General features: G+C 68.9%; 18 protein-coding genes. 8 read left to right on the plus strand and 10 right to left on the minus strand.

Annotation, left to right across the window (positions count from 1 at the left end):
- Positions 1–119 precede the first annotated feature (119 nt).
- Positions 120–1,559 carry an MFS transporter gene (locus HWX07_RS17285; protein WP_175877075.1) on the minus strand — a complete coding sequence of 480 codons (1,440 nt, stop codon included), beginning with the start codon at positions 1,557–1,559 and terminating at the stop codon, positions 120–122.
- Positions 1,560–1,703: 144 nt separating this feature from the next.
- On the opposite strand from HWX07_RS17285, the gene HWX07_RS17290 reads away from it, so the two are divergent.
- The gene (locus tag HWX07_RS17290) at positions 1,704–2,147 is read left to right on the plus strand and encodes a GNAT family N-acetyltransferase (protein WP_175877076.1); all 444 of its coding nucleotides are present in this window, start codon (positions 1,704–1,706) and stop codon (positions 2,145–2,147) included.
- A gap of 61 nt (positions 2,148–2,208) precedes the next feature.
- On the opposite strand, the gene HWX07_RS17295 is transcribed toward HWX07_RS17290, so the two are convergent.
- Entirely contained in the window at positions 2,209–2,982 is a 774-nt protein-coding gene (locus tag HWX07_RS17295) for an AraC family transcriptional regulator (protein WP_175877077.1), read from the minus strand.
- 26 nt (positions 2,983–3,008) lie between these two features.
- Complete coding sequence (locus HWX07_RS17300) at positions 3,009–3,350, minus strand: FKBP-type peptidyl-prolyl cis-trans isomerase (protein ID WP_059501234.1); 342 nt, start codon at positions 3,348–3,350, stop codon at positions 3,009–3,011.
- Positions 3,351–3,930: 580 nt separating this feature from the next.
- On the opposite strand from HWX07_RS17300, the gene HWX07_RS17305 reads away from it, so the two are divergent.
- Complete coding sequence (locus HWX07_RS17305) at positions 3,931–4,854, plus strand: metal-dependent hydrolase (RefSeq protein ID WP_175877078.1); 924 nt, start codon at positions 3,931–3,933, stop codon at positions 4,852–4,854.
- A gap of 451 nt (positions 4,855–5,305) precedes the next feature.
- Positions 5,306–6,796 carry a sigma-54 dependent transcriptional regulator gene (locus HWX07_RS17310; RefSeq protein WP_175877079.1) on the plus strand — a complete coding sequence of 497 codons (1,491 nt, stop codon included), beginning with the start codon at positions 5,306–5,308 and terminating at the stop codon, positions 6,794–6,796.
- 37 nt (positions 6,797–6,833) lie between these two features.
- Here HWX07_RS17310 and HWX07_RS17315 read toward each other — a convergent pair whose 3' ends face one another.
- Entirely contained in the window at positions 6,834–7,220 is a 387-nt protein-coding gene (locus HWX07_RS17315; RefSeq protein WP_175877080.1) for a GtrA family protein, read from the minus strand.
- 609 nt (positions 7,221–7,829) lie between these two features.
- Here HWX07_RS17315 and HWX07_RS17320 point away from each other — a divergent pair.
- Positions 7,830–8,078 carry a hypothetical protein gene (locus HWX07_RS17320; RefSeq protein WP_175877081.1) on the plus strand — a complete coding sequence of 83 codons (249 nt, stop codon included), beginning with the start codon at positions 7,830–7,832 and terminating at the stop codon, positions 8,076–8,078.
- 228 nt (positions 8,079–8,306) lie between these two features.
- Here HWX07_RS17320 and HWX07_RS17325 read toward each other — a convergent pair whose 3' ends face one another.
- Positions 8,307–9,089, minus strand: coding sequence for an ABC transporter substrate-binding protein (locus HWX07_RS17325; protein WP_175877082.1), 783 nt, complete (start codon positions 9,087–9,089; stop codon positions 8,307–8,309).
- Positions 9,090–9,323: 234 nt separating this feature from the next.
- Here HWX07_RS17325 and HWX07_RS17330 point away from each other — a divergent pair, with 234 nt between their 5' ends.
- Both HWX07_RS17330 and HWX07_RS17335 read left to right on the plus strand, forming a co-directional pair.
- The gene (locus tag HWX07_RS17330; protein WP_027782522.1) at positions 9,324–9,743 is read left to right on the plus strand and encodes an MbcA/ParS/Xre antitoxin family protein; all 420 of its coding nucleotides are present in this window, start codon (positions 9,324–9,326) and stop codon (positions 9,741–9,743) included.
- Positions 9,740–10,441, plus strand: coding sequence for an RES family NAD+ phosphorylase (locus HWX07_RS17335; RefSeq protein ID WP_175877083.1), 702 nt, complete (start codon positions 9,740–9,742; stop codon positions 10,439–10,441). The genes HWX07_RS17330 and HWX07_RS17335 overlap by 4 nt, the downstream gene beginning before the upstream one ends.
- A 67-nt stretch (positions 10,442–10,508) precedes the next feature.
- Here the strand turns inward: HWX07_RS17335 and HWX07_RS17340 are convergent, their stop codons facing one another.
- A complete protein-coding gene (locus tag HWX07_RS17340; RefSeq protein ID WP_175877084.1) occupies positions 10,509–11,240 on the minus strand; it encodes a metallophosphoesterase in 732 nt (243 codons plus the stop codon).
- A gap of 134 nt (positions 11,241–11,374) precedes the next feature.
- Between HWX07_RS17340 and HWX07_RS17345 the strand changes: the two genes are divergently transcribed.
- Positions 11,375–12,028: a DUF1345 domain-containing protein gene (locus HWX07_RS17345; protein WP_027808987.1), complete on the plus strand. Its 654-nt coding sequence runs from the start codon at positions 11,375–11,377 to the stop codon at positions 12,026–12,028.
- Between the two features lie 6 nt (positions 12,029–12,034).
- Here HWX07_RS17345 and HWX07_RS17350 read toward each other — a convergent pair whose 3' ends face one another.
- Both HWX07_RS17350 and HWX07_RS17355 read right to left on the minus strand, forming a co-directional pair.
- A complete protein-coding gene (locus HWX07_RS17350) occupies positions 12,035–12,703 on the minus strand; it encodes a glutathione S-transferase (RefSeq protein WP_027808988.1) in 669 nt (222 codons plus the stop codon).
- 97 nt (positions 12,704–12,800) lie between these two features.
- Positions 12,801–13,508 carry a class I SAM-dependent methyltransferase gene (locus HWX07_RS17355; RefSeq protein WP_175877085.1) on the minus strand — a complete coding sequence of 236 codons (708 nt, stop codon included), beginning with the start codon at positions 13,506–13,508 and terminating at the stop codon, positions 12,801–12,803.
- A gap of 316 nt (positions 13,509–13,824) precedes the next feature.
- Here HWX07_RS17355 and HWX07_RS17360 point away from each other — a divergent pair, with 316 nt between their 5' ends.
- Positions 13,825–15,486 carry a DUF3459 domain-containing protein gene (locus tag HWX07_RS17360; protein WP_175877121.1) on the plus strand — a complete coding sequence of 554 codons (1,662 nt, stop codon included), beginning with the start codon at positions 13,825–13,827 and terminating at the stop codon, positions 15,484–15,486.
- A 69-nt stretch (positions 15,487–15,555) separates the two neighbouring features.
- On the opposite strand, the gene HWX07_RS17365 is transcribed toward HWX07_RS17360, so the two are convergent.
- Together HWX07_RS17365 and HWX07_RS17370 are read right to left on the minus strand one after the other, a co-directional pair.
- A complete protein-coding gene (locus HWX07_RS17365) occupies positions 15,556–16,140 on the minus strand; it encodes a thiamine phosphate synthase (RefSeq protein ID WP_175877122.1) in 585 nt (194 codons plus the stop codon).
- A gap of 22 nt (positions 16,141–16,162) precedes the next feature.
- Positions 16,163–17,506 carry a hemolysin family protein gene (locus tag HWX07_RS17370; protein ID WP_011548171.1) on the minus strand — a complete coding sequence of 448 codons (1,344 nt, stop codon included), beginning with the start codon at positions 17,504–17,506 and terminating at the stop codon, positions 16,163–16,165.
- Positions 17,507–17,573 lie beyond the last annotated feature (67 nt).

The raw sequence follows: 17,573 nt of genomic DNA on the forward strand, positions 1-17,573 counted from the left end.
CTTGCAGTTCATGGTGGTTCAGGCGAGCAGCGGCGGGCACGTGAGCCACCTCAGGCGTAACGTCTTTCCGTGGCGTCACCTGATCCAGCCCGACCCCGGAGATGCATGACCGCACGCGCTCAATCATGCGCCGACAAGGCCTGACGCGACCGCGGCGCACCGCGATCCGCATCGGTCCGCACGCGGGTCGCGAGCAGCGCGGCCGCGAGCAGCAGTGTGACCGACACGACGGTTTCGATCCGCAACCCGCTGACGACCTGCGCTGCGCCGCCGCCGCCGGCGAGCGCACCGAACGCCGCGACGCCGATCGCGCCGCCGGCCTGCCGCGCGGTATTGAGCACGGCCGACGCGATGCCGGCCCGCTCGGGCGCGACCGAGGCGAGTACGGCCGTCGTCATCGCGGGCACCGCGAAGCCCATGCCCGACGGAATCAGCAGGAACGGCACGAGCAGCACGCCGAGCGGCGTCGCTGCATCGACGAAATGCAGCGACCCGTAGCCGAGCGCGGCGACGAGCGCGCCGGCCGCCATCGGCATGCGCGGGCCGTGGCGGGCGACGACGCGTCCGCTCGCGAGATTCGACAGCAGGAAGCCGCCGGTGAGCGGCAGGAACGCGAGCCCGGCCTGCAACGCCGATTCGCCGCGTGCGCGTTGCAGGTACAGCGCGAGCACGAACACGGTGCCGTAGTACGTGAGGTTCACGCAGATCCCGAACAGCACGGCCGTGCTGAACGCAGGGTGGCGGAACAGCGACAGCGGCAGCATCGGCGTGGCCGTACGCGATTCGACCGCGACGAACGCGAGCGCGGCCAGCGCCGCCAGCACGAAACCGCCGGCCACGACCGGATGCGTGAAGCCGAGCGGCCTCCATTCGATCACGGCGCCGGTCAGCGCGGTCAGCATCGCGATCGCGATGAACTGGCCGCGCGGATCGAGCGAACGGGTCGAGCGCGCCGGGGCAGCGTGCTCGCGGCGCGCCGGCACCCACGCGAACGTGGTGGCGAGCCCCGCCGCGCACAGCGGCAGGTTCACGAGGAAGATGCCGCGCCAGCCCCACGCGGCGATCAGCAGGCCGCCGACGACCGGGCCGGCCGCGATCGCGATCGACCCGGCCGCCGTCCACCCGCTGACCGCACGGGCGCGCAGGCGCGGGTCATGCCGGCACGCGTCGTTGAGCAGCGCGAGCGAATTGGGCAGCATGGCCGCGGCGCCGACGCCTTGCAGCGCGCGGGCCGCGATCAGCATCGCGGGCGCGACGGCGGCGCCGCACGCGAGCGACGCGAACGCGAACAGCAGGAGGCCCGCGACATACAGCCGGCGTGTGCCGAAGCGGTCGCCGAGCGCGCCGCCCGACAGCATCAGCACCGCGAACGCGAGCGTGTACGCATCGACGACCCACTGCAGGCCGGCGACCGGCAGGCGCAGGTCGGCGGCGAGATGCGCGAGCGCGATATTGACGATCGTCACGTCGAGCTGCGTGACGACGAACCCGATGCTGACGGTGGCGACGATGCGCGCCAGCGCGGGCGGGAAAGCGGGGGATGGTGTGGTCGTATCCATGCGTCCATCGTAGGTGGCGACGGACATCCAATGTTTCAGCGGGACGTGAAGCGTCGATACGCGGCCCGTGCGCGGCGATTAACATGGCAATGCGGCGAGGCATGCATGCCACCGCGCACATCGACTTTCGACAGGCCTATCCGGATGACTCCCTCCAACCTGACGACGCGCGACGCGCAGATCGCCGATCACGCCGACATCGCACGGCTGATGCACCAGCTTGGCTACGATGCGCCCCCCGCGATGATCCGCGACAAGCTGGCAACACTGCTGCCGAGCGCGGTCGACCGCATCTTGGTCGCAACGGTCGCGCACAGCGTGGTCGGCTGCATCAGCCTGCATGCGCTTGCGCTATTTCACGCGCACGGCAATCTCGGGCGCATCACCAGCCTGGTCGTCGACGAACGCTCTCGCGGGCAGGGTGTCGGCGGCGCGCTGATCGCAGCGGCGCACAGCTGGTTCGAGTCGGTGGGGTGCGTGAAACTGGAGGTGACGAGCGGCGACCATCGGCTCGATGCGCACCGCTTTTACGCGCGGTACGGCTTCACGCGGGACGGGCAGCGGCTGTCGAAGCGCGTCCGGCCGTGATGCCACGGCGCGAGCGGCCGCCGCATCCGCTATCGCGGGAAAACCGGCGCCGCTTGACCGTTCAATGCCGTTCGCCGCGCCAGCGTCCCGGCGCCACGCCGAAGCGCTTCGTGAACGCATGCGTGAACGTGCTCTGATCCGCGAAGCCGACGCTGCCCGCGATGTCGACGAGTGCATGCCGGCCGTCGGCGAGCAGCACGACGGCCGCGTCGAGCCGCAGCCGCTGCAGGTAGCGATGCGGCGTTTCGCCGAATGCGTCGACGAACAGTTGATGAAACCGGCGCATCCCGTAGCCGCAGTGTGCGGCGAGATCGGCGATGCGCAGCGGGTCGGCGAGCCGCGCGCGCAGCCAGCGGTCGATGCGCGCGAAATCGAGGCCCGACGCGGGCGCGGCGATGCCCGCGTCGTCGAGCAGCGCGTCGCACAGACGCGCCGCGGCCTGCCACTGAAAGCGATGCGCGGCGGCCTGCCGTGCGTCGCCGGCCGGCGCATCGTGTTGCGCGGCGGCCGCCGCGACCTGCGCGACGAGCGACGTGAGCGCCGGGTCGATCGACACGGCGCGCGCATGGTCGAACAGCCGCCGAGGTACCGCGAGCGACGCGGCGGGGAGGTCGATCACGAGCTGGCGATTGTCGCCGAGGCCCGCGTAGTCGTGGCGCGCGCCGGCCGGAATCAGCCAGGCCGCGTGCCGGTCGATGCGCCGGCCGATTCCGTCCACCGCCATCACCATCGCGCCATCGACGCCGAGCACGACCTGGTGGAAGTCGTGCACGTCCGACGCTTCGCACGTGTCGTAGCGGCGCAGCGCGATGGCGGGGGAGGCGATGCGTTCCATCGGGAAGGAAACGGCCGGGCGCAGGGTCAGACGTCGAGCAGTTCGACTTCGAACACGAGCGTCGCATTCGGCGGAATCACGCCGCCTGCGCCGCGCGGGCCGTAGCCGAGTTGCGGCGGGATCGTCAGGCGACGCACGCCGCCGACCTTCATGCCCTGCACGCCTTCGTCCCAGCCCTTGATGACCATGCCGCCGCCGAGCACGAACGCGAACGGGTCGTTGCGATCCTTGCTCGAATCGAATTTCTGACCGTCGGTCAGCCAGCCCGTGTAGTGGACGCTGACGGTCTTGCCGGCTTGCGCTTGCGCGCCGGTGCCTTCGGTCAGGTCTTCGTACTTGAGGCCCGATTCGGTCGTGATGACGGACATGATTTCTCCTGAAAGAGGTTGCGTGAAACCGCTATTGTAGGCGAGCGGGCAGCGGGCCGGCGCGCGTGGATTTCGTGCCGCCGTACGCGTGTCAGCAAGCGTGTCGGCGCGCCGCGCGCGGGATTGCCCGACACGCAATTGGAACGTGCGTTTGAATTTTTCGCGAGCCGCTGGGCCAGGGTTGCACCACCGCAGTGCGTTGCGCGTATGAATCGATGTGACCGACTCACGTACAGCCTGCTGCACGATCGTTGCCCGATCCCGCGAAAGGCCCGCCACACGGGGCTTGCGGGCCGATCGGCGGGCGCCGCACTGCGTCCGACCACGCGCCCTCACGCACACTCCCGCGTTCGAATCGCAACCCGTCGGCGCGTCGTTCGAGCGCTGTTTTTTCCGCCTTGCCGACCGTGCCCTGTTTGGAAGCGCGCGTCTACCGCGCGGCTTGCGTGTGCCGGCGCGCGCGGCCTATCTTTACATCTGTCGATGTCATGATTTTGGCGGCGCGCGCTGCGCCGCCCGGGGTGGCGCCGGCCGCGTCGGACGATGCGCCGGGCCGCGCCGCAACAGGAGAACGATGAACATGAAGTCAGCCGCTGCCGCCACCGCGGCCGGGATCATGCCGGTGCGCCGCGACCTGCGCTTCGACCTGCCGGTCGAACGCGCGAAGGACTGGCATGGCCTCGGGTCGCACGTGACCCATTTCTTCAACGCGCTGTCGCTGCTGTTTCCGGCCGGCGAGCGCTTCTTCATGGATTCGGTGCGCAACTATCGCGACCGGATCGACGATCCGGTGCTGAAGCAGCAGGTGCTCGGCTTCATCGGCCAGGAGGCGATGCACACGCGCGAGCACATCGAATACAACGAGCTGATGCAGGCGAACCGGCTGCCCGCGCGCAAGCTGGACCAGCGCGTGTGGACGGTGCTCGGCTACATGAAGCGCAAGCTGCCGCATTCGGTGCAACTCGCGCATACGGTGGCGGCCGAGCACTACACGGCGATGCTCGCCGACTGGCTGCTGCGCGACCCGACGCGTCTCGACGGTTCGGTCGAAGGCTACCGGCAGATGTGGATCTGGCACGCGCTGGAGGAAACCGAGCACAAGGCCGTGTCGTTCGACGTGTGGAATGCCGCGATGAAGCCGGGGCTGCGCCGATACCTGATCCGCATCGGCGTGTATCTGCTGACGACGCTGACGTTCTGGCCGACCGTGTTTCTGATGCATGCGACGCTGCTGTGGCGCGATCGCGGCGCCGGCCATCACGTGCGCGGCATGCTGCGGATGATCGCGTTCCTGTACGGGCCGCGCCGTGGGCTGTTTCCGCGCATCGCCGGCGAATGGCTGAGCTTTTTCCGGCCGGGCTTCCATCCGTGGGATCACGACAATCACCATCATCTCGCGCGGGTCGATGCCTTGGCCGCCACCTACGGCGAACACGGCGCCCCGCCCGCCGGCCGCGGTCGCGGTCGCGCCAACGCACCGGCGCCGCTCGCGTCGGGCCGCTGACCCGGCCGCTCCCGCCCCGCCCACGCGGCGGGGCGCCGTGCATGTTGCGTTCGTGCATCAGCCGCCTTCTTCCGACGATTGACGCAAATCAACCGGAACCGGTTGCCCGGGCGCCCGCATGCCCGGCCGACCGGTTGCGCGCGCATGCGCCGTCGCGCCGATCGGGGGTGTGCAGCGCGCTCCACAATCGCCGAGCGCCAGCACCGGCGCGGCTTTGCGCGCAAGGTGCCGGTCCCGCTCCGTCGCGCGCGGCGCCCGCCACCGGGATAACACCCATCTAGCCGCGGGCCTGCCGCATCGATATACCGTTCATGGCAACGTCGACCTCCGGCGCGATTCATGCGAAGGGGGATGTTATTCGGACGGAAATACGGCCAATATGTCGGTTCGATCGTGTCCGTCGTACGCGGCGGCGAACCGGCGCGATACCAACGCCAAGCGGGGAACAACGATGGTTGCTAGGTCACCCGACGCAAACGGGCCGGCGGCGCCCGAGATGACGGACGTGTCCGTCACCGCTCCCGAGGCCGGCCGCAAGCTGTTCGTGATCATGCGCACGCCGGACGAGCCGTTGCTGGCGCAACTGCGCGGGCTCGGCTGGGAGATCACGGTCGCGAAGACGGCCGGCGCCGCGCAGAACATGACCTGCGGCGTGAGCGTGGCCGCCGGGCTGGTCGATTTCACCGGGTTCACGTCGCGCGACTATCCCGCGCTGAAGATGTGCCTGAGCCAGCCGGCGATCGGCTGGATTTCCATCGCGCAGGCCGGCATCACGATCGGCGCCGCCGTGCGCGAGCTGATCCGCAGCTATTGCTTCGATTACGTGACGCTGCCGCTGCCGTACGAATGGATTTCGCACGTGCTGGGCCATGCGCGCGGGATGGCCGCGCTCGATCGCGTCGACGGCGCCGCCTATGCGGCGTCGATCGGCGAACACGGGATGATCGGCAACTGCGAGGCGATGCAGCAGTTGTTCAGCACGATCCGCAAGGTCGCGAAGACCGACGCGAGCGTGTTCATCTCGGGCGAGTCGGGTACCGGCAAGGAGCTGACGGCGCTCGCGATTCACGAGCGCTCCGGCCGCGGCAAGGGGCCGTTCGTCGCGATCAATTGCGGTGCGATTCCGCATCACCTGCTGCAGTCGGAGCTGTTCGGCTATGAGCGCGGCGCGTTCACCGGCGCGAACCAGCGGCGCGCGGGCCGGATCGAATCGGCGAACGGCGGCACGCTGTTTCTCGACGAGATCGGCGACATGCCGGTCGAAAGCCAGGCGAGCCTGCTACGCTTCCTGCAGGAGGGCAAGATCGAACGGCTCGGTGGCCAGGAATCGATCGCGGTCGACGTGCGGATCATCTCGGCCACGCACGTCGATCTCGACGGCGCGGTCGAGGCCGGGCGCTTCCGCGCGGATCTCTATCACCGGCTGTGCGTGCTGCGCATCCACGAGCCGCCGCTGCGCGCGCGCGGCAAGGACATCGACATCCTCGCGCACTACGTGCTGCAGAAATTCAAGGCCGACAGCGGCCGCAAGATCAGCGGCTTCACGTCGGCCGCGCTCGACGCGATGCGGCGCTACGAGTGGCCCGGCAACGTGCGCGAACTGATCAACCGCGTGCGGCGCGCGATCGTGATGGCCGAGAGCCGGCTGCTGACGCCGCACGATCTCGGGCTCGATACGCCCGGCGAAACCGAACCGGTGACGCTCGAGCAGGCGCGGGCGCTGGCCGAGCGCACCGCGATCGAGAACGCGCTGCTGCGCAACGACCACCGGATCAACAAGGCCGCCGCCGAACTCGGCATTTCACGCGTGACGCTCTACCGGATGATGATCGAGCACGGGCTGAACGATCACGACAACAACGGTGGCAACGGCGGGAATGGCGACAGCGGCGGGCACGACGGCGCGCCGTCGGGCGACGCGGGGCATCAGCGGGTCGGCTGAGCGGCGGGTGCGAGGCGTGTGATGCGTGCGGACCGGTTCAGCGATAGGTCCACAGCCGGTGCAGCACGAACGTGACGGGCGGCACGCACAGCACGACCGCGACGATGCTCCACGCGCGGGCGAGCCCGAGCGCGTCGGTGCCGTGCGCCAGCAGCATCGTCACGGCCAGGCCGGCCATCGCGACCGCGAGAAAGCGCACGAAGTTGCCCCACGTCACCGGTGACGAAAAACTCCACAGCGTGTTGGCGAGATACGAGAACGCGGTCGAGCCGACGAACGCGGTCGCGTTCGCGATGACGGGCGTCGCGTCGAACAGCGCGAACATCGCTGCGGCGATCAGCGCATGCAGCGCGGTCGAGCCGAGGCCCGACACGCCGAAGCGGATCAGCCTGGCGCGCTCGGCGGCATGGAAGGTACGGATCATCGTGGGCGGTTGTCTGCGTGAAGTCGCATGAGATCGCGTGAAGCGGTGTCGCAGTATAGCCATGCGATCGGCGGCCGCGTCCAGCGTCCGGCAGCGACGTGCGGTGCGCGTTGCCGCCCGCGTCGGCATGTAAAGCGCATGAAACATTTCGTGTGGATCGCCGGGCGGATTTGCGCGGCGAAACGGGCCGATCGGCCATCCCGCCGCCGGTAAAAATTCCGTGCTCCATTGTTCAGCCTTATTCCGCAAGGCCCTGCCGTCGCGGGGCCGGCGCCCGCCGTTGCGCCGACGTTTCAGTTTCGTAACTTCCTGCATGCCACGCCCGTTCCGGCCGCCAGCCGGCCCGGCCGCCGCCTTGTCCGGCCGGGCTCGCGCCGCGCTGGCCCGGTCCTTGCGAAGAGAGACGTGCGAGAGTCGACGACGCGAGGTTCTCCGGTCCGGCAGCGAAAGCTTTCCGTACCGGCCAGAACGCGGTCCGCGGGGATGCGGCGGTCGGGCGCGGTGCAGCAGCCGCGTCACGGCGAGCACGGAACGTCGTCGACTGATCGCCGGAGCATCGGCATCGTCCGGTTGCCGGAACCAACATCAGACAGCAAACGGGGTAGAAAAATGATCGATCATCACACGCCGCGGCTCGCAGGCCGCGATCGCAGTGATTCGGGACATCGCCGTTCGAGCATCGCGCTTGCAGCGGACCGGCATGCCTCGACAGGCCATCTCTCCGCGCCCGGTGCGAGGCGGATCCGGCTGGTTGCCGGTCATCCGCGCCGGGTCGGCACTTTCCTGCACGCGAACCCGATCCGCATGGGCATGTGCGCACGGGCGCCCGTGCCGCGCCGCCCGGTTTTCGCCTATTGAATCGATCCGCACGTTCGTCCGTTCGCGCCGCCCGTCGTTGCCGCGAACGATCGATATGCAATCCGAACGATGACGCGAAGCGTCGTGCCGCGCGCTGCGTGCGACGCAAGATGACAGGCATTCGATGCAACGGCGAACCGCGCGATGCCGTTGCCATCCGGTTGAAGGGGAGGGGCGGTCGGACGCGCGCGACGGAAGCAGTCATCCGTACGCGCGCGACGCCGTTTTTCAACCGCCGTAGATGTCGAAGTCGAAGTACTTCGATGCGAGCCGCTTGTAGGTGCCGTCCTTGACCATGTCGAGGATCGCGCGGTCGATCTTCGCCTTCAGGTCGGTGTCCTCCTGGCGCAAGCCGATGCCGGCGCCGATGCCGAGCACCTTTTCATCGACGAGCTCGGGCCCGACGAACGTGTAGTTCGCGCCGCGCGGCGATTTCAGGAACCCGATCGCGGCCTGCACTTCATCCTGGAGGGCCGCGTCGAGGCGGCCGGCGATCAGGTCGGCATACACGCCGTCCTGGTTCTGGTACGACACGACGTTCGCGCCTTGCTTGCCCCAGTACGCCTTCGCATACGTTTCCTGCGTCGTGCCCTGCTCGACGCCGATCGATTTGCCCCTCAGCGATTCGGCGGTCGGCAGCAGCGACGAGCCCTTCTTCACGACGAGCCGCGTCGGCTGGTTGTAGATCTTCGTCGTGAAGCCGATCTGCTGCGCGCGCTGCGGTGTGATCGACATCGACGACAGCACCGCGTCGAACTTCTTCGCCTTCAGCGCCGGAATCATCCCGTCGAAATCGTTCTCGAGCCATACGCATTTCGCCTTCAGGCGCGCGCAGATCTCGTTGCCGAGGTCGATGTCGAAGCCGACGAGCTTGCCGTCCGGCGCCTTCGATTCGAACGGCGCGTAGCTGGCATCGGTGCCGAAGCGGATCGTGGTCCAGTCCTTCGCGACGGCGGGGCCTGCGGATACCGCGAGCAGGGCGATCGAAACAGCGGCAATCAGTCTCTTCATGGTGCGTTCCTTGGCATGGTGCATCCGGTTTCCGTGCGACATGGTCTCCACGGACACGACCCGCGCCGTGACGCGGTGTCCGCCCGACCATTAACGCAGAAAATAAAATAAGAGTCCAGAATGGACAAAAAATATCGATTTGTCGGACGGGCTTGACGATCGTTGGGTGCGACCCTTGCAAAAATACGAGAATGGACTAATCTTGTTAGTAAATTCGTTTCGAGACTAACCGTCATGTCACAGCCCGCTTACGATTCGCATTCCGCCGTGCCGCATGCTTCGGTCGCGCAGATGTCGGCGGCCGGCCTGCGTGCGTTTTTCAACATCGCGCGCGATTGGGAACTGACGATCGACGAGCAGATCGTGCTGCTCGGGTCGCCCGGCCGCTCGACGTTCTTCAAGTGGAAGGCCGCGCCGGAATCGGCGCGTCTGCCGCGCGATACGCTCGAGCGGCTATCGCTCTTGCTTGGCATCTACAAGGGGTTGCAGATCCTGCTGCCGCAACCGGCCGCGGCCGATGCGTGGGTCAAGCGGCCCAACGATGCGGCGCCGTTCGGCGGCAAGCGCGCGCTGGACCGGATGCTGGCCGGCAACGTCGGCGACCTGGTGGCCGTGCGTCAATATCTCGACGCGATGCGGGGTGGCTGGGCGTGACGACACCGATCGAAGTCACCCGGTGGCCCACGGCCACCGTCGACTGGGCGCCTGCCTATCGCGTGATTCCCACCCGTTTTCCCGCCATCAACCTGTTCGACCGCGTTGCGTCGGCGGACGATTTCGACGCGCTCTACGCGCTCGAATCGCTGACCAACGACCGCATTCGAAACGAAGTCGGCGCGCTCGACCTGGTGCCGCTCGCCGAGCGCCGCTACGGGCAGGGGTGGGGACCGATCATGGCCGCGTTCACGCATCTGAATCCGCTGGGCAGCCGCTTTTCGGACGGCAGCTACGGCGTGTTCTACTGCACGCGCTCACGCGACACGGCGATCGCCGAAACGCGCTATCACAGCGGGCTGTTCCTCGCCGCGACCAAGGAGCCGCCGATGCGCCAGCAGATGCGGCTCTATACCGTGCTCGCGCATGGCGAGGTCGCCGACGTGCGCACGTGGCCGCAGCGCGATCCCGCGTTGCTGGACCCGATCGACTACAGCGCGGGGCAGGCATTCGGCCGCGCGGTGCGCCAGGCGGGCGGCGCGGGGATCGTCTACCCGTCGGTGCGCGACTCGCGCGGCGAATGTCTCGCCGCATTCCGCACGACGCTGCTGCGCGACTGCCAGCATGCGGCCTATCTCGAATACAACTGGAACGGCTCGGCCGTCGATGCGGTGTTCGAACTGAATCAGGTCGGCTAGCGTTCGCTTGGCCGGGCACGGTGGGCCGTTGCATTGCGCGGAGCGGGCACCGCCACCGGCCGGCCCGTCACGGCAGCGGCCAGTCGCCCGCGTGGCGTTCGCGCGCTTCGGCCTGCGTCATCGACCACGTACGCCCCGTGCGCGGCTCGGCGAGCGTGAGCCGCCCGGCCGGCGCGAACGCCCCCGTGTCGATGAACCATTGCGCGCCGATCCGTTGCGGTTCACGTACCGGCGTGTGCCCGGTGCAGGTCAGCGACAGTCCGGTCTGCCGCGCCGGATCGGCGAGCCCCTGGATCAGATCGCGGCCCCAGATCAGCCGCTCGCGCACGTCGTGCGGATAGCTGCCGGTATCGAGCTCCGCATCCGAGCCGAAGAATTCCGCATGCAGCACGTTGAAGCGCGCCGGGCCGTCGCCGATCACGCGCACGAGCGGCAGCGCGTCGACGCGTGCCGCATGTGCATGCAGCCGTTCCGGCGGCAGGTCGGCGCCCCAGTCGCCGCCGATCCCGCGCCACGCGTCGGGCGGCAGCTTGCCGCGCGCGACGAGGCTCAGCACTTCCTCGTGATTGCCGCGCACGACGTGGCACCACGGCCGGTCGAGCAGGTCCAGCGCGGTTTCGGAGGCCGGGCCGCGGTCGACGAGATCGCCGACCGAGAACAGCCGGTCGCGGGCCGGATCGAAGCGGACGTCGTGCAGCAGCGCGCGCAGCACGTCCACGCAGCCGTGCAGGTCGCCGACGACGAAGTCGCGGCCGGCCGGGTTCGCGGGATGGCGGCAGAGCAGGGCGGTGGCGGTCATCCCCTTATCTTAGGCGCTCGTGCCCATCGCCACGTCACGACGGAATGGCGATAATCGGGGCGCGTTACCCCGCCGGCGCAGCGGTTTTCGCGCGCACCGCCCGAACCCTTTCCATCCGCTTTCGGAATCACACGATGACGCTTTATCCGCAGGTATTACGCAACCGGCCGCGCATGGTCGCGGCATTCGTCGCCGGCGTGCTGTGCGCGGTGCTGCTGCCGTTTCCGCTGCGCCCGACCGCGCGCGCGCTGATCGGCTGGGATTGCGCGGTCTGGCTGTATCTCGTGCTGATGTGGGTGCGCATGGTGACCGCGCATCATCACAAGGTGCGCGAAGTCGCGATCCGCGAGGACGAAAACGCGACGACCGTGCTGACCGTCGTGTGCCTCGCGACCGTCGCGAGCGTGGCGGCGATCGCGATCGAACTCGCGACCGCCAAGAGCGTCGGCTTCAGCGCGGGGCTCAGCCACTACGCGATCACGGGCGCGACGCTGTTCGGCGCGTGGTTTCTGATCCCGACGATCTTCACGCTGCACTATGCGCGGCTCTATTACGGCTCGCCGAGCAACGATCGCGCGCTCCGTTTTCCCGACCGGAACCCGGAGCCCGATTACTGGGATTTCCTGTATTTCGCGTTCACGCTCGCGGTCGCGTCGCAGACGGCCGACGTGTCGCTCGCGAACCGCTCCGCGCGGCGCTCGGTGCTCGCGCAGTCGATCCTGTCGTTCTACTTCAACATGGCCGTGCTCGGCTTGTCGATCAACGTCGCGGCGGGGTTGCTGAGCTGACGCCGGTTACTTGAGCAGGTCGTACCGGCCGCCGCGCTCCAGCGCGCGCTGGTACGCGGGCCGCGCATGGATCGTGTCGAGAAAGCGCGCGATCGCCGGATACCGGCTGCCACCGCCGCGCGCGGTCGCGGCTTCGAGCGGAAAGCTCATCTGGATGTCGGCCGCGCTGAAGCCGTCGCCGACGAACCAGCCGCTGCGCGCCAGCGCACCGTCGACGTGGCCGAGATGCAGGTCGATCTGCGGATCGACGAAACCCGACTGCAGCGTCGCGGCGATCTTGCGTGCGATCGGCCGCGCGAAGAACGGCATCGGCGCATGCGCGATCCGCAGCGCGACGAGCTTGAGCAGCAGCGGCGGCATCGCCGACCCTTCCGCGTAGTGCAGCCAGTACGTGTAGTCGTGCCGCTCGGGCGAGCCGGGCGGCGGCGCCAGGCGCCCGTTGCCGTAGCGTTCGACCAGGTATTCGATGATCGCGCCCGATTCGGCGAAGGTGCGGCCGTCGTCGGTCACGACGGGCGACTTGCCGAGCGGATGGATCGCGCGCAATTCGGCCGGCGCGAGCATCGTTTTCGGATCGCGTTCGTAGCGCACGATCTCGTATGGCACATCCAGTTCTTCGAGCAGCCAGAGCACGCGCTGCGAACGCGAGTTGTTCAGGTGATGGACGGTGAGCATGTCGAGGCCGGAAGGGGACGGGAACGACATCATACCGAGCGCGCGCGGCGCATTCGCTAATCGTGTGGTGAGCGCCGTTACGTACCGCGTCGAACCGTCATGCGCGCCGCACCGCGATCCACGCGCCCCAGAACAGGCTCGCGAAAAAACGCAGCGGCGCGTCGAAGCCCGCGTCGCGCAGCAGCGCGAACACGGCTTCCTCGGACGCGGGCGGATCGGCGCCCTGCAGGATCTTTGCGAGTTGCGCGCGCACGGCGTCGGGCGTGGCGCCCTTCATGCGCCAGCGCTGCTGCCACGCGTCGAGCAGGCGAGGGTGATCCGCGTAGCGGCGATGGTTGCCGGCGAGCACGAGCGGCGCGCCGGGCTTCAGCCGCCGCGCGATCGCGTGCAGCAGCGCGGCTTTCGCGTCGTCGCCCGGCACGTGATGCAGCACGCCGATCAGCGTCGCGCCGTCGAACGCGGGTGCATCGGCCAACGCGTCGACGCCGTCCTCGACGAACGCGGTACGCGCGCCGAAACCCGCGGCTTCGACATTCGAGCGCGCGAGCGCGAGCATCGGCTCGGACGGGTCGACGGCCGTGAAGTGCCAGCCAGGTTCGAGCGTGGCCGTGACGCAGATTTCCTGCCCCGTGCCGCCCGCGCCGGCCACGAGAATCCGGGCATCGGTCGCACCGATCGCCGACGCGAGCATGCAGGCGGCGAGTTCGTGGCAGGCATCGTAGCCGGCGAGCGCGATGCGCGATTGTTCGGCGTATTCGTGGGCGCGTGACGGATCGAATTTCGCGGCGCTGGCGGGAAGCGACATGACGGGGTTCCTCCTGGCAGGGGCGGACGACGTGTCCGCGAGCATGACGCGCAGCGTATGTGCACGCGGCCGGCACAACAAGACGACCAATCATTCCGGTATGCCGACTACCCGACTCGCGAGCGCATGCCGCTTCGTTTCCGGCGGCGGTTTCCCGGGGTCGATTCGCATTTAAAAATGTCTGACCACGCCGCATCGCGGTGGCGAATCCGGCGCATACTCGTTTCTCTCCCCCCGCCTGGCCGTCGCATGCCGGGCCCCGATGCGCTGCGCCAGTGGCGCGGCCATGCCGCTCGGTACGCACGAGGAGCGCATGATGTCCGATTGTCCGCACGATCCGTACGCGCAGCACTACATCCATTGTTTGCCGTTTGGCGCGCAGCCCTGCGGCCCGCTCAGCACGACGCCGCGCACGCATTTCCGCGTGTGGGCGCCCGACAGCACCCACGTCCAGCTCGAACTGGATACCGGCTACGGCCCGATGCTCGTGCCGATGACGAGCGCCGGCCCGAACTGGTTCGAAGTCTTCGTCGACTGCGGCGCGGGCGCGCGTTACCGCTATCGGCTCGACGATACCGTGTCGATTCCCGATCCCGCGTCGCGTTCGCAACCCGAGGGGCTCAACGGGCCGAGCGAGGTCGTCGATCCGCGCGCATTCACGTGGCGCAATACGTTCTGGCACGGGCGCGCATGGGAGGACATCGCGCTCTACGCGATCCGCCCGCACGCGGTGGGCGGCTTCGACGCCGTGCGCCGGCGCCTGCCGCAGCTCGCGCGCCTCGGCGTGACCGCGCTGGAGCTGCTCGCGTCGCCGCACGACAGCCTGCCGTTCGCGCCGCTCGCGGCCGAAGGCGGCCCCGACGCGCTCAAGGCGCTGATCGACGACGCGCACGGCCACGGTCTCGCGGTGCTGCTGGAGCTCGACTACGCGCGCTTCGGCAGCGGCACCGATGCGCTGCGCCACTACGCGGGGCCGTTCTTCCATACGCGCGACGATCCGCTGCAGGCCGCGCCGCTCGCGCTCGATCATCCGGAAGTCTGTGATTTCTTCTGCGACAACGCGCTGTACTGGATCGACGAATACCGTTGCGACGGGCTGCGCCTGCGCGAAGCCGACCGGATCGGCGTGTCGTGGCTGCGCGAGATCGCGGATCGCGTGCGCGCCGCCGTGCCGGCCGACCGGCTGATCCACCTCGTGCTCGGCAGCGAGCGGCATCCGGCGCATCTGGCCGATACCCATTTCGACGCGCAGTGGAACGGCTGCGGCGAACGTGCGCTGCACCGGCTCACGGGGCGCGACACGTCGGCTCGCGAAGGCATTTCCACGCACCAGTCGATCCACACGCTCGCCCGCGCGCTGACCGCGGCCGGCGCGGCGTACCAGCCGGCCGCGTCGTCTGACGGGATGGGCGCCGACGGCGGCCTGTCGCTGACGTCGCTCGTGCTGTCCGATGGCGCATGGCGCGACGGCGGCCCCGGCGGCCCCGGCGATCCCGGGCAGGCGGCCGGTCTGGCCGCGCTCGCGCTGTCGCTGCTCACGCCGCAGATCCCGCTGATCTTCGACGAGACCGCGCGCGACATCGATCGCGCGCATTTCGTGCAGTCGGCGCTCGCGGTGCGCGCGAAGCTGATTGCGCCGCGGCTGTCCGATTGCCGGCCGCAGGAAGCGCATGCGCTGAAGGCGGACGGCGACGGCGATGCCGACGCGCTGTGCGCATCATGGCGGCTTGCCGACGACGAGACCTTGACGATCGCGTTGAACCTGTCGCCGGACGCGGTGCCGTTCGATGCACCGGGCGGGCGGGTGGTGTTCGAGACACCGGCGCGCGCCCGCGACCGGGTCGATGAAGGGGAATTGCCGCCGTATTCGCTCGTCGCGTGGCTGACCGGCGATGTCAATCGCTACGCGCTGACGCACGACGTGCGTCGCATCGACGACGGTTCGTGGCGCGGCATGCGTCCGAACCTGAACGCATGAGCCGATGAATGCGTGAAGCGGCGGGGCTGGGTGCGGTCGTGCCGGGCCGCGCTGCCGCGAGGCCGCGAATTACCAGAACCCGCGAATACCCGCGACGCCGTACGCGCCGTGACGGCGCGCGTCGTCGAGGTGCGCGCGCGTCATGCCGCCGAGCGCGAACACGGGCATCGCGGCTTGCGCGGACAGCGCGTCGAAGCGCGCCCAGCCGAGCGCGGGCGCGCCGGGGTGGCTGAGCGTCGGCAGCACCGGCGACAGCGTGACGAAATCCGCGCCGGCGCGCGCGGCCAGCAGCAGGTCGTCTTCCGAGTGACACGCGGCGGACACCCATCGTCCGGCCGGCAGCGGCCGTTGCGCGGCGGCGCGCAACGCGGGGCCGTCGAGATGCCAGCCGGTGCCGTCGAGCCGCATCACGCCGGCCGCATCGATCGGGCCGTTCAGCATCAGATGCGCACCGGCCGCGTCGCAGCGCGCGAGCGCCGCGGCCGCCAGCGCCGCGAACGCGGCCGCGTCGAGCGATTTCACGCGTAGTTGCACGAGCGTTTCGCCGCGGGCGAGCACGGCCGACAGCCGGTCGAGGAGCGCCGCCCGATCGGCCGCCGACGCGGACGCCGGTTCCGGCGTGATCACGCAGCAGCGCGGCAGCGGCGCGTTCATCATGCGATGCGACGCCGGGCCGTCATTCGTCGGCCTCTTTCACGATCTTCGGATAGACGCGCACGAGCACGATGCGCGGCCCGTTCATCTTCTTCACCACGACGTCGAAGCGGTCGAACGACACGCGCTGCCCTTCGGTCGGCAGGTCGCTCAACGCCTGGATCACGAGGCCGCCGACCGATTCCGCGCGTCCTTCGTCGATGTCGATGCCGAGCGCCTGCTCGAGCGACACGACGGGCAGGCTGCCCTTGCCCATCAGCGTGCCGTCGTCGAGGCGGCTCCAGTCGGCGTCGCCCTGGCGGAATTCGTCGTGGATCTGGCCGACCAGCGCGCCGAGCAGGTTGTCGAGCGTCAGGAAGCCGATCGGCTTCTCGCCCTTGTTGCCGACCAGCGCGAAGTGCGGGGCGCCCTTGCGGAAGCGGCGGAACAACTCCAGCGCCGGCGTGTCGGGCTTCACGTACTGGACCGGGCGCACGTAGTCGGACAGATCCTCGAGCGCGGCACCCGCGTGACGCGCGAGCAGCAGGTCCTTCAGGTGGATCAGCCCGCTCACCTGTTCGCGCGACGCATCCTCGAACAGCGGATAGCGGCTGAAGCGGTGCCGCGCGACGATCTCCATGTTGTCGGGCAGCGGCAGGTCGCGCCGCAGGCCGATCATTTCATGGGCCGGCCGCATCAGGTCCGACACGGTCATCGACGAAAAATCGAGCGAATGCGCGAGCGTGTTCCACTCGTCGTTGGTGTACGTACCGCGCGCCGGCTGGGCTGCATTGCCGGCCGCGCTGCGGCGGCTGCGCAGGATCAGCTTCAGCTCGTCGGTCGAATAATGCGCATCGCCGCCGTGGTCGGCCGACAGCCCCGCGAGCCGCAGCACCGCGTTGGCGCTGGTGTTGAGCACCCAGATCGCCGGATACATCGCCCAGTAGAACGCGTAGAGCGGCAGCGCGACCCACAGGCCGACCTTCTCCGGCTGGCGGATCGCCATCGACTTCGGCGCCAGTTCGCCGACGACGATGTGCAGGAACGAGATCAGCGAGAACGCGAACACGAGCGAGATCAGGTGCACGACGCGCTCGGAGTGGACGCCGATCAGGTCGAGCAGCGGGCCGAGCAGTTGCGCGAACGCCGGTTCGCCGACCCAGCCGAGGCCGAGCGACGCGAGCGTGATGCCGAGCTGGCACGCGGAAAGATACGCGTCGAGCCGGCCGTGCACGATGCCGAGGATGCGCCCGCGCAGGCCGTGCTTGCGGGCGAGGGTCTTGACGCGCGTCGCGCGGAGTTTGACGAGGCCGAATTCGGCCGCAACGAAGAACCCGTTCAGGGCCACCAGGAACAACGCGCCGATGAGCGCGAAGATCTGTAACAAAGAATCGCTCCGGTTATGACAGGCCCATCAGTATAGAGCCAGAAAGTAATTTGTAATGTATTGGGCG

The organism is Burkholderia sp. BCC0097 (genome assembly GCF_902832985.1).
Taxonomy (GTDB): Bacteria; Pseudomonadota; Gammaproteobacteria; order Burkholderiales; family Burkholderiaceae; genus Burkholderia; species Burkholderia orbicola.

What these genes read in the sequence shown, in the direction of transcription:
- HWX07_RS17285 (WP_175877075.1), bottom strand. Translation starts at nt 1,559, where the DNA reads ATGGATACGACCACACCATCCCCCGCTTTCCCGCCCGCGCTGGCGCGC.
- HWX07_RS17290 (WP_175877076.1), top strand. Translation starts at nt 1,704, where the DNA reads ATGACTCCCTCCAACCTGACGACGCGCGACGCGCAGATCGCCGATCAC.
- HWX07_RS17295 (WP_175877077.1), bottom strand. Translation starts at nt 2,982, where the DNA reads ATGGAACGCATCGCCTCCCCCGCCATCGCGCTGCGCCGCTACGACACG.
- HWX07_RS17300 (WP_059501234.1), bottom strand. Translation starts at nt 3,350, where the DNA reads ATGTCCGTCATCACGACCGAATCGGGCCTCAAGTACGAAGACCTGACC.
- HWX07_RS17305 (WP_175877078.1), top strand. Translation starts at nt 3,931, where the DNA reads ATGAAGTCAGCCGCTGCCGCCACCGCGGCCGGGATCATGCCGGTGCGC.
- HWX07_RS17310 (WP_175877079.1), top strand. Translation starts at nt 5,306, where the DNA reads ATGGTTGCTAGGTCACCCGACGCAAACGGGCCGGCGGCGCCCGAGATG.
- HWX07_RS17315 (WP_175877080.1), bottom strand. Translation starts at nt 7,220, where the DNA reads ATGATCCGTACCTTCCATGCCGCCGAGCGCGCCAGGCTGATCCGCTTC.
- HWX07_RS17320 (WP_175877081.1), top strand. Translation starts at nt 7,830, where the DNA reads ATGATCGATCATCACACGCCGCGGCTCGCAGGCCGCGATCGCAGTGAT.
- HWX07_RS17325 (WP_175877082.1), bottom strand. Translation starts at nt 9,089, where the DNA reads ATGAAGAGACTGATTGCCGCTGTTTCGATCGCCCTGCTCGCGGTATCC.
- HWX07_RS17330 (WP_027782522.1), top strand. Translation starts at nt 9,324, where the DNA reads ATGTCACAGCCCGCTTACGATTCGCATTCCGCCGTGCCGCATGCTTCG.
- HWX07_RS17340 (WP_175877084.1), bottom strand. Translation starts at nt 11,240, where the DNA reads ATGACCGCCACCGCCCTGCTCTGCCGCCATCCCGCGAACCCGGCCGGC.
- HWX07_RS17345 (WP_027808987.1), top strand. Translation starts at nt 11,375, where the DNA reads ATGACGCTTTATCCGCAGGTATTACGCAACCGGCCGCGCATGGTCGCG.
- HWX07_RS17350 (WP_027808988.1), bottom strand. Translation starts at nt 12,703, where the DNA reads ATGCTCACCGTCCATCACCTGAACAACTCGCGTTCGCAGCGCGTGCTC.
- HWX07_RS17355 (WP_175877085.1), bottom strand. Translation starts at nt 13,508, where the DNA reads ATGTCGCTTCCCGCCAGCGCCGCGAAATTCGATCCGTCACGCGCCCAC.
- HWX07_RS17360 (WP_175877121.1), top strand. Translation starts at nt 13,825, where the DNA reads ATGTCCGATTGTCCGCACGATCCGTACGCGCAGCACTACATCCATTGT.
- HWX07_RS17365 (WP_175877122.1), bottom strand. Translation starts at nt 16,140, where the DNA reads ATGAACGCGCCGCTGCCGCGCTGCTGCGTGATCACGCCGGAACCGGCG.